This window comes from Rhizobium sp. 21-4511-3d (assembly GCF_053522545.1).
This window is the reverse complement of record NZ_JBNWCF010000011.1, coordinates 226,590-237,227: the sequence shown is the minus strand read 5'-3', so window position 1 is coordinate 237,227 and position 10,638 is coordinate 226,590. Positions and strand designations below refer to the sequence as shown.

Below are 10,638 nucleotides of genomic sequence, written 5' to 3'. Positions count from 1 at the left end.
GGTTGCGACACGGGCGAAAATAGCTCAGTAAAAACAACACGTGGTTTCGGATTGAAAATCCGCGTGTCCGTGGTTCAAATCCGCGTCTGGGCACCACTCTTCTTTCTCATCAAATCAATAAACGCCGACTGTTTGATCGCACCGCCTAGCAGCGCGCGGATTAGCCCATTTTGTACTTTTGGCTGAATTGCGCGCGGTCGCCATCGGCCTAGGCTTTCGGCCCATGAAGAAGCTGTTTCTGGTAAGAGTGGCCGCCTGGCTGTCGCTGGCGGCCGTCATCTTCGTTACCGTCTGCCCCATCGAATACCGGCCGCACGACATCATCGATGTCGATGTTGACAGGGCCATGGCGTTCATGGTCATGGGCATTCTCTTCGTCACCGGCTATCCGCGCCGTATCGTGCTCTGCGCCATCCTGCTGGTCATCGGCGCATTTGCGCTGGAGACGCTGCAATTCCTATCGCCGACACGGCATGCGCATTTCGAGGATGCGGCGACGAAGAGCATGGGGGCGCTGTTCGGTGTCTTCCTGGCCGAAGTCGTCAACCGTATCAGGGGCATACGGCACAAGGCCGGCTAGGCGGCTTTATCCAGCCAAGCCTGCATGCCGGCGGCTGCAGCCTTTCCGGTCGCCATACAGGCGGTGAGCAGGTAGCCGCCGGTCGGCGCTTCCCAGTCCAGCATCTCGCCCGCGGCAAACAGGCCGGGCAGGGCCTTCAGCATATAGCCGTCATCGATCGCATCGAGCGAAATGCCGCCGGCCGATGAGATGGCTTCGGCGATCGGGCGGGTTGCCGTCAGCGGGATGGGCAGCGCCTTGATCTGCCCGGCAAGCCGCTGCGGATCCCGCAAGGCGTCCTCGGGCGCAAGTTCGCGAACCAGCGCAGCCTTGACCGCATCGAGACCGGCGCCCTTGCGCAGGCGGTTCGAGAGGCTGGCCTTCCTGTCCTGCCGGGCGAGATCGGCCGCGATGCGCTCGAGCGGCCGGCCCGGCGCCAGGTCGATGATAAGTGACGCTGCTCCCTTGCCGTCAAGCTCATCCCGAAGCGCAGCCGCATGCGCATAGACGAGGCTGCCCTCGATACCGTTGCGCGAGATGACGAATTCGCCGGGGAGGATGCCAGCCGCGGATGTCGCGGTCACTGCCTTCAGTGGCGCACCGGCAAAGCGCTCCCGGAAGATCGCACTCCAGTCGACATCGAAGCCGCAATTGGCCGGGCGGAAGGGTGCGATCTCGACACCCCTGTCGCGCAGCCACGGCACCCAGGCGGCGTCGGAGCCTAGCTTCGGCCAGCTGGCGCCACCGAGGGCCAGCAGCGCGGCATCGGCCTCTATTGTCTTGCGGCCATCGGTCGCCTCGAACACATAGGCGCTGCCGTCGAAGCCGGCCCAACGATGGCGTTTGGCGATCGCAACGCCTTGGCTCTCCAACCGGGCGATCCAGGCGCGGAGCAGCGGCGATGCCTTCATCACTGTGGGGAAGACGCGGCCGGAGGAGCCGATGAAGGTTTCCGTTCCTAGCGCGGCGGCCCACTCGCGGATATTCGCAGGCGTTAACTGATCGAGCGCCGGGCGAAGCCGCGCTGATGCACCGCCGAAGCGCGCCGCAAACCGCTCATAGTCCTCGGAATGCGTGATGTTGAGCCCGGATTTTCCCGCCAGCAGGAACTTGCGCGCCAGCGTCGGCATCGCATCGTAGATGGTGATCGCATGCCCGGAAAGGGCCAGCGTTTCCGCCGCCATCAGGCCCGCCGGGCCACCCCCGATGATCGCGATCTGTTTTTTCTTCATGTGCTGCCTGATACAGCATTCAAATGCGCGCGTCTCCGGATTTGAGGGAAGCCGTTTCGTTGCTTCCCGCTGCCAAACTCACTATCTCAATCTCATATCAAATGGAGTGTCGCGGCATGGCCGATCTCAAAGCAAGACCCAGACCGACAGGCGCCAAGGCCGTTCTCGGCCGCACCGGTTTCCCGCATGTCACATCGGCGACGAAGGGCGAGATCGACATCGTCACCAGCCCGTCGCAGCCGGGCTTCAACCCGCTCGATCTTCTCTATTCCTCGCTCTCGGCCTGCCTGGTGCTCAGCGCCCGCATCGCCGCCAGCAATCTCGGCATTCTCGACAAGATCACCGAGATCACCGCCGACGTGACGGGCGAGAAGGCGCCGGAAGGCCTGTCGCGCGTGCAGAAGTTCAACATCGACTTCTCGATCAAGGGCGATATCGACGACGAGACCCGCCAGAAGATCGCCCATCTCGCCGAAGAAGAGATCTGCACCGTCAGCAACACGATCCGTGGCAATCCGGAATTCTCCTCCGTGGTCACCGGCTGAGCTTTTGTTTCGGGGGTGTCGTTCCTGCGCTATCCCTCGGCATGGCGATCTGATAATCCGCCTCAGGGCTGGCACCTCAATCTTCGCCGCCCTGAGAGCATAGAAGATCATGTCGCAGGCCGCCGCCCCCTCCGTTGAAACCGCTCCCTCCCAGCGTTTTGCCCTGACCGCGCTCATCCTCGGCGGTGCCGCGATCGGCGGCTCGCCGATCTTCGTGCGGCTCTCGGAAGTCGGGCCGATGGCGACGGCCTTCTGGCGCGTGGCGCTGGCGCTGATCCCGATCTTCATCTTCTCGCTGATCAAGAAGGACAGCGGCCCGAAGCCGGAAAAGCTTTCCGATTACGCGATGCTGATCCTGCCCGGTGTGATCCTGGCAGCCGATCTCGCCGCCTGGCACCTGTCGATCACCATGACCTCTGTCGCCAATGCGACGCTACTCGCAAACCTGGCGCCTGTCTTCGTCACCGTCATCGGTTTCATTTTCTTCCGCGCGCCGGTCTCCCGCATCTTCGTGATGGGTCTGGCGCTGGCGCTTGTCGGCGTCATCGTCCTGAAGGGCGGTCCCTCGGCTTTCGGCAATGGCGATCTGCGCGGCGATGGCGTCGCGATCATCGCGGCTGTCTTCTATGCCGGTTACATCCTGGCGATCGGCCAGCTGCGCAGCCGCTTCGATACGGTTCGCATCATGCTGTGGAGCACGGCATCGGCCGCCGTCTGCGTCTTCCCGCTCGGCTTCTTCTTCGAGCCGCAGATGCTGCCGCCAACGGCCTATGGCTGGGCGATCGTTTTCGGTCTCGCCTTCGTCAGCCATGCCAGCGGCCAGGTGGCGATCGCCTTCGCGCTCGCCTATCTGCCGGCCGCCTTCTCGTCGCTGACGCTGCTGCTGCAGCCCGTCGTCGCGGCCATTCTCGCTTGGGTGCTGCTCAACGAGGCGATCGGCCCGATGCAGGCGCTCGGCGGTCTGGTGGTGCTCGCCGGGATCATGATCGCCCGGCGAGGCTGATCGTCAGGCGACGGCTGCCGGCTGCATGCGCCGGGCATCGAGGATGCCGAGCGCTTCGTCGACCGTTGCAGCGATCGCCGCCTTTTCAGCATTGTTGCAGGTGCCCCAGGCTTCGATAAAGCTGCTGGTCTTGCCGTAGCTGTTGTCGAGCACGCAATGGTCGGCACCGAGAAGCACGCACATGATATGGCCGTGCATGCGGTCGGTGATGACCTGCCGCGCAGAGCCGAGCAGGGCAACGCCGCGGTCGAAACGCTGCTGCGCCCGCTCGCGATAGGCAAGCTCGGTCATTTTCGCGCGTCCGCCGATCCGGCCGGACATCAGCCCCTTCAGGATCGCCGTGTGCTTCGTATGACGCTGGAAATCGGCAGGCTCATCAGGCCAGTCGGATTTCACCGTGCCCGGGCGGCTGGTGGCAGCGGTTAGATCCTGCGGCGCACCGACTTCCTGGTCTTCGCGCAGGTTGAGCAGCAGCTCGTGCTGCGGCGCCGGGCGACTAACCGGGCCGATGCAGAAGGCCATGTCGGGGCAAAGGCGAACATCGCACTGGAACCAGCGCTTGGCGAATTCGAAGCTCTTGTGGTCGCGCACCAGAAGTGTGAAATTGCCGTGCTTCTCGATGGCGCGGGCCGTGCTGTCGATACCGGCCTGCTCCCTGAAGTGGATCGTCTGCGGCATCTGCACGATCGGCCGGCCCTTGTACTTCGTCAGCATGTCCTCGCGGAACTGCCGGTAGCCGGCCCAGATGTCGCCGAAATTACCGCCGCCATGCAGGAAGATGCGGCCGTCGCCGATCGCCGCCAGCATGCGCTCATCGTTGTAGGTCGGGATTTCCGTCACATAGGCCGGCCGCGTCTTGCGGCGGTCGAAATAGGCAAGTTCCCCCAGCCAGATGGCGCTGTCGCCGATATTGTAGTGGTTCGGGAAATCGAGCAGCGCGAAGCGCTCGGCCGGATCGACAAGATCGGAAAGGCAATTTGCGATCAAACCCTGAAGGCGGTTGATGATCGTAATGTTGGTTTCCTGCATACAGTGGCTCCTGTTGAAGAGTCTGGCCCAGCCCCGGCGGCTAGGCCTCTGCCCGCTTCCCGAACGGCAGCAATGACTTGCCGAGCGCGATATAGGGGCGGATTGCGGATCTGCCGAAGACCGGCAGGAAGGCGAGATAGATGACGGCGCCAAGGCCGATGCTGAACCCGAGCACCAGCCAGCGGCTCTGGATATGAGCGGCAATGACGGGGTGCGCGAACCAGACGCAGATGGCCATCACGGCGGCACCGCAGAAGGGCAGCGCCACGGCCTTGAAGGTGCCGAGCGAGTCGATGCCGGCATAGCGATGCAGTACATATTGCTGATAGGGCATCGTCAGCCAGGCGCGCAGGACGTAACCGGCCGCGACGGCGAGAATGCCGTATGGCACCAGCAGCCACGTCAGCAGCAGCGTCGCGGCAAACTGCAGGGCGGCGACCGAAAGGATCGATTCCGCGCGGTTGACGGCTGACAGCGCCGAGGAGGCGAAGAAGTTCGTCACGAACGGCACCGACATCAGCACCAGCACGGTGGCAATATCGCCGGCATTGCCCCACTTGTCGCCGAAGAGCAGGGCGATCATGTCGTTCGACAGGGCGCCGAAGCCGAAGAGCAGCGGGATGGTGCCGAGCGCCGCGGCGCCGACGATCTTGTTATAGGCGTTGCGGAAGGCGACGCGGTCGTTCTGCAGGCGCGAGAGCGTCACCAGCGAAACGCTGCCGATCGGCGCCAGAACGGCCTGGCCGATCAGCTCGATGAGCCGCCAGGCGATACGGTAGCGGCCGACTTCGACGGCGCCGTACCAGCGCGAAATGAAGATGTCCTGCACGCGCGCCAGCAGCATCCACATCAGCTGTGTCACGACAAGGCTGACGCTGAACAGGAAGACCGAGCGGAACTTCCCGACGTTGAAGCGCAGGCGCGGCATCCAGGGATAGGCGACCCAGCCAAGAACGACGGTGACCGCGGCGTTGACGGCGGTCTGCGCCACCAGTGCCCAGATGCCCCAGCCGAGATAGGCGCAGACGACGGCGGTGATGCCGGAGAGAAGGCTGGCGGCAATGCTCTGCGCCGCAAGGTTCTTGTGACCGAACTCCCGGGCGAGGCGCGCATTGTGGATGACCGCAAGCGAGGAGATGGGCAGCAGCGGCGCCAGCCAGCGCAGGATGCCGGACACGGATTCGTCGCGAACCAGCTCGCCGTAATAGGGCGCGAAGACGAAGACGATCGCCGCCACGATGGCGCTGAAGGCGACGGTCGCCCAGAAGCAGGTGTCGGCCAGTTCCTCATCGAGATCGAGCTGCCGGGTGATGGCATCGCCAAGCCCGGCATAGGCGAGCACGCGGCCGATCTCGACGAAGAGGCTGGCAAGCGCAAAGGTGCCGAAGTCGCCGGGGCCGAGAATGCGCGCCAGGATCACGAAGATCACGAAGGTCGCGATCGTGCTCCAGGCCACGCGGACCACCGACCAGAGGACGGAAAGGGCCGTCTTCTTTTTCAGGTCGGCGTGCGCAACTGCATGTTCTGCCATTCGGCGTCCTATCGATTGCAGCCGCTCGCGGGCGGCCTTTGGATCTGTTTCAGGTGCGGGCTGCGGCCGGGGTCTTGCCGCGCGTGCTGCGCCAATAGGCGAGCATGCCGGTCAGATTGTCCCTGAGCTGGCGGCGATAGGTCAGCCCCATCTCCTTGCTCATCGGCTGGCCGCCGAGCGCCTCGCGAACCGCCTGGCGAATATCCCAGCGCAGCATTCCGCGCATGTTCGAGCGCTTGTCGAACAGATATTTGGCGTAGAGCGCGCCGTTGCCGAAGGCGTATCCGGCATGCAGGCGATGGATATCCTCGACCTTGCGGCGGCCGTGGAAATGCTTCACCTCGAGCTCCGGAACATATTCGACGCGAATGCCGGCATTGAAGGCGCGGTGGATGTAATCGGTGTCCTCGCCCGAGCGGAACGTCGCTCCGGCGCCGAAGCGCGGATCGAACTGGCCGACCTGATCGACGAGGGCGCGCGGAAACACCATGTTGCAGCCATGGATGAAGCCACCGGCATGGAGTTCGTTCGTCAGAACCGCCGGTTCGCGCTCTGTCTTGATCGTGACAGGCAGGTCACGGACATCGCCGAGCTCCACCCGGCCGCCGCGCATGACGATGCCCTGGTCGGCCGCAAACAGACCGGCGATCACGGTGAAATAGTCGGGCAGCACTTCGCAATCGTCGTCGGTAAACGCAAGAAGCCGTCCGGCGGCCGCGGCGATGCCGGAATTGCGGGCATTGGCGAGCCCCGGCAGCGTCTCGTAGATGAGATTGGTATGCAGGGGCGCGACCGCGGCCCAGCGGCGGAATACTTCCGACGTATCGTCCGTCGATCCGTTATCGACGAAGACGAGCTCCAACTGCAAATCGCCCGATAGACGGGCGGCATTTGCAATCGCATCCAGGCAGTTCAACAGGCCACTCGCCCGATTTCTCGATGAGATAATCAGGCTGATGTCAACGGGCCGAGGAGGCATTCAATTTCCCCTTCTGCGATCGATGTCCGGGGCAAGATAGGTCGGACACAGAGGTTCGGCAAGAAATTTTTGCAATGCAGCAAAATAGAACAGGCGCAGAAGAAACGGAAAGAATGAGGTAATTTATAGGCGAATGAATTTTATTCGTGAATTATATAAATTGATCTTCCGAATATTTGTAATAATTCGTGATCAACGTGAAATTTATAAGTCGATAGGTATTTAAGGTAATCTCAGCATCGATATAATCTCTGTAATATCGGTTTTATGTCGCAAAAATATATGTGAATTCGATAGAGGTATATTTATTTTTCTTTGGTGATTGTTTTTCCGATGCTCACTGGCTGATTTGCGCTGCACAATAGAAGGTTGTGCGCTGAAACCGGTGACTTCAGCTATTTGCATCCTGCCTGCCGCAAAGTTCTAAAACACCGGTTGCTGCCGGATTAACTTCAAGCGCAAGTTCAAAACCAAGAACAAGCGGCGGCGCGGACAGTCTTTCCGCGCCGTGCCGTTATTGGTTTTCTCTGAGCAGCCATTGCTGGATAATCGGCACGTCGGCGTCGCCGAGATCGTGTCCGCCGGGGATAACGTCCGAATCGACCGTCGCGCCCGAGGTCTTCAGCCGCCCTTCCAGCTCGCTCGCATATTTGCCGTAGGCGTCGGTCTTGCCGCTGATGACGAGCAGGTCGGTGCCCTTCAGGTCGGCATGCGGATAGTTGGTCAAGACGGGCATGGAGCGCAGCAGCACCGCTTTGTGAATGAGCGAGGGGTGCAGGTAGATCAGCGAGTTCAGAAGGTTCGCGCCGTTGGAATAGCCGACATAGACGATCTTCTTCGGATCGAGCCCGTAGGATTTGACGGCGCCGTCGATGAACGCCGCGAAGGCTTCCGCCTCGTTCTTGATGTCGTCCTGATCGAAGGAGAAGGGGGTGATGCGCTTGTACCAGCGCGGGAAGCCTTCCTCGGTGGCGCGGCCGCGCACGCCAAGAAGCGTCGCCCGCGGGGCGACCTTGTGCAACAGCGGCATCAGCGTCGTCTCGTTGCCACCCGAACCGTGCAGCAGCACGAAGACGCTGCCATCCGGATCCGGCGGCGTATAGAAGCGGTGCACGAAGGGCAGTTCGCGGTAATTCACGCGCGGTTCGCCGGGCATCGAGAATTGCGGCAGGATGACCTTGAGGTCCTTCAGGTCCTTGATCGAATCCTTCGGCGGCAGGAACAGCTTGGTGCCGAGCGTCGGCGCCGGCTCATCGATCGTCATGCCGGGCTTGTCGGTCGCAAGCTCGATCAGCGTGCCGCCGGGTTCGCGCACATAGAGCGACTTGAAATACTTCCGGTCATGCATGTTGGTCGCCGGGTCCGTCGAACTGGCAAGCGCGTCATGAACGGATGCTAGCTCGGCCTCATCCGCCGCGCGGAAAGCCACATGATCGATCGCACCGGTGCCCGGCGCACCCGACCAGAAACCCTTCGCGTTGCGAACATCGACGACATCGCCGGAATCGGAAACCAGCCGGTCGATGGCGCCCTTGTTTTCCTGGAAGCGATAGCCGAAATGGCTCTCGATGAAGGCGCGGCTTTCGGCCGGCGTCTCGGTCAGCATGGTCGCGCCGCGCACGCGCTGCACGGCGTGCTCGATCGGAACCGGTCCGTCCGTCCAGGCCGCAGCGGTCTTGAGCTCCCTGTTTCCGGCAAGCTTGAGGATAATGTTGTCGGGGTCCTTGAAGCGTAGCACCGGCTCGCCGAATTCATCGGCCGGCCCTTCCATGCGGATGCCGAAGCTCATGGCCCGCGTCAGCCAGTAGCCGATGCTCGTTGGGTCGATCGCCAGCGCGATCTCGCTGATCTGGCCGAAGCCGGCGCGCCCCTGCGAGCCGTCTTCCCAGGCAAGGAAGGTCAGCAGCGAGCCGGGCGTGCCCTCGCCATCGCCATAGAAGAGGTGCAGTTGGGTTTCGTCCTCGAAACCGGCGGTCTGCTTCACGAGCCGCATACCGAGGAAGCCGGCATAGAAATCCACATTCGCCTGCACTTTGCGGGTGATGGCGGTGATGTGATGTATGCCAGAAATCATCGAAAGCAGTCCGTATTGTTGGGGAGTGGCGAGAAGCGCCAGAACTAATGCGGATACTAAAGTCATACCAGTGCCGTTGGAGATTGCCTCGATTGTTCTGCACAAAGAACTAGGGCATCACCGCGCGGCTGCAATTCCAAACTGTCGACGCCTTCGAGCGCCTGCTCCAACTGCTGGAGCGTCGGCGGCTTGATCATATAGGCGAGAGCGCCGAGGTCTTTGGCCCTCTGCATGTCGCCTTCGTCGCTCGATGTGCTCAGGATGCAGACCGGTATTTCCTTGAAGCGCGCGTCCGCCGAAAGCGCGTTCAGCACCTCGAAACCGTCCATGATCGGCATGTTGATATCGAGCAGCATCAGGTCCATCGGCGGCTGCGAAACGTTGCCCGCCCGATCCTCCAGAAGCCGCATCGCCTCGCGCCCGTTCGTCGCCACATGCAGGTTGAAGCTCACCTTTTCGCGCCGCATCAGCTTCAGCTTCAGAAGCTGGATATCGGCCGGGCTATCCTCGACGAGCAGAACCTCGGCAAGCCGCCCTCCGGTATCGGCGCTCTGCTCTGAGACGCGTGCCGCCTGTGCCTCGGCACCGCGGGCAGCTGTGGCAGGCATGCTCCGCGCCAGCGGCAGTTCGAGCACGAAGGTCGCCCCACGCCCGGTCTTTGCCTCGCACCAGATCGCCCCGCCATGCAGCTGGGCGATACGCCGGCAGATCGCAAGGCCGAGCCCGGTTCCCTCGATACCGCGTCCGACCAGCCGCTTGAAGGGTTGGAAAATGAGTTCGCGATGTTCGGGATCGATGCCCGGGCCATTGTCGCTGACGAGCAGGCGGCAGAGCCCGCCGTCGGCCGCCTCGGCGGTCACCCGCACTTCGGGCCGCTGATCCTCGCAATAACGTATGGCGTTGGAAATCAGGTTCTGCATCACCTGGATCAGCAGCGTCCCGTCGCCCATCACCTCCGGCAGCTCGCCGCGCACGATCGTTGCCTGGCGGCTTTCCATCTGTTGATGCAGGTTGTCCTCGACCTGGTCGAGCACCGCGGCGATCGACACCGGCTTCATCTCCAGATCACCGGAGACTTCCAGCTTGGTGAAGCCGGAAACCTTGACGATCAGGTCTTCCATGTGGTCGGCGGCGCTCAGGATGTAGTCGAGCAGCTCGCGGTCTTCCGTCGGAAGCGCCGCCGAGCCATGCAGGATCTTGCTGAACGACTTGATGGTCCTCAGCGGCTCCTTCAGGTCATGCGCCATGGCACGGGTGAAGATCTCCAGCGACTGGCGTTTCTGCTCCAGCTTCATCTCCAGCGCGCCATGCATGACGGCGCTCTGGATGCAGCGATGTAGCGATTCCGGCGAGAGCGAATCCTTCGTCAGATAGTCGCGGGCGCCGTTTTTCATCACCTCGACGGCAACGGTCTCGTTGCCCTGGCCGGTCAGCATGATGACATTGGCTGTCGGGTCGCGCTTGAGGATTTCCGCCAGCACGCCGAGGCCGTCGCGGCCGGGCAGCGAATAGTCGAGCAGGATGCAGCTCGGCCGCTTGCTCTCGGCGAGCTTGATGCCCTGATCGCCGGTTTCGGCTTCCGAGACGATGTAGTTCATCCCGGCGACGCGCGAGAGCATCCGCCGGTAGACCTCACGGTCGTCCATATTGTCGTCGATGATCAGTACCGGGCAGTCTTCCGCCAAT

At 62.4% G+C, this 10,638-nt stretch carries 9 protein-coding genes and 1 tRNA gene; 4 read left to right on the top strand and 6 right to left on the bottom strand.

The annotated features are described in order from the left end of the window. Positions 1-19: 19 nt before the first annotated feature. Both ACQZ5H_RS23550 and ACQZ5H_RS23545 read left to right on the top strand, forming a co-directional pair. Positions 20-96 (top strand) — tRNA-Phe (locus tag ACQZ5H_RS23550). A gap of 127 nt (positions 97-223) precedes the next feature. Continuing rightward, complete coding sequence (locus tag ACQZ5H_RS23545; protein ID WP_449099138.1) at positions 224-580, top strand: VanZ family protein; 357 nt, start codon at positions 224-226, stop codon at positions 578-580. Here ACQZ5H_RS23545 and ACQZ5H_RS23540 read toward each other — a convergent pair. Continuing rightward, on the bottom strand, positions 577-1,791 hold the full coding sequence (locus tag ACQZ5H_RS23540) for a TIGR03862 family flavoprotein (RefSeq protein WP_449099137.1): 1,215 nt from the start codon (positions 1,789-1,791) through the stop codon (positions 577-579). The two genes, ACQZ5H_RS23545 and ACQZ5H_RS23540, sit on opposite strands and share 4 nt — an antisense overlap. A gap of 116 nt (positions 1,792-1,907) precedes the next feature. On the opposite strand from ACQZ5H_RS23540, the gene ACQZ5H_RS23535 reads away from it, so the two are divergent. Beyond that, positions 1,908-2,336 carry an OsmC family protein gene (locus ACQZ5H_RS23535; protein ID WP_449099136.1) on the top strand — a complete coding sequence of 143 codons (429 nt, stop codon included), beginning with the start codon at positions 1,908-1,910 and terminating at the stop codon, positions 2,334-2,336. A 109-nt stretch (positions 2,337-2,445) separates the two neighbouring features. Further along, entirely contained in the window at positions 2,446-3,339 is an 894-nt protein-coding gene (locus ACQZ5H_RS23530) for a DMT family transporter (RefSeq protein WP_130279072.1), read from the top strand. Positions 3,340-3,342: 3 nt separating this feature from the next. On the opposite strand, the gene ACQZ5H_RS23525 is transcribed toward ACQZ5H_RS23530, so the two are convergent. The 5 genes from ACQZ5H_RS23525 to ACQZ5H_RS23505 form a co-directional block, all read right to left on the bottom strand. Next, the gene (locus ACQZ5H_RS23525; protein ID WP_112713378.1) at positions 3,343-4,368 is read right to left on the bottom strand and encodes a polysaccharide pyruvyl transferase family protein; all 1,026 of its coding nucleotides are present in this window, start codon (positions 4,366-4,368) and stop codon (positions 3,343-3,345) included. A 40-nt stretch (positions 4,369-4,408) separates the two neighbouring features. Next, positions 4,409-5,899 (bottom strand): lipopolysaccharide biosynthesis protein, encoded by a 1,491-nt coding sequence (locus ACQZ5H_RS23520; RefSeq protein ID WP_449099135.1) that lies wholly within the window; start codon positions 5,897-5,899, stop codon positions 4,409-4,411. Between the two features lie 49 nt (positions 5,900-5,948). Continuing rightward, positions 5,949-6,878 carry a glycosyltransferase family 2 protein gene (locus tag ACQZ5H_RS23515; RefSeq protein WP_449099134.1) on the bottom strand — a complete coding sequence of 310 codons (930 nt, stop codon included), beginning with the start codon at positions 6,876-6,878 and terminating at the stop codon, positions 5,949-5,951. Between the two features lie 514 nt (positions 6,879-7,392). Further along, positions 7,393-8,952, bottom strand: a complete 1,560-nt coding sequence (locus ACQZ5H_RS23510) for a VOC family protein (protein WP_449099133.1) — start codon at positions 8,950-8,952, stop codon at positions 7,393-7,395. A gap of 62 nt (positions 8,953-9,014) precedes the next feature. Then, positions 9,015-10,637: a response regulator gene (locus ACQZ5H_RS23505; protein WP_449099132.1), complete on the bottom strand. Its 1,623-nt coding sequence runs from the start codon at positions 10,635-10,637 to the stop codon at positions 9,015-9,017. Between the last annotated feature and the right edge of the window lies 1 nt (position 10,638).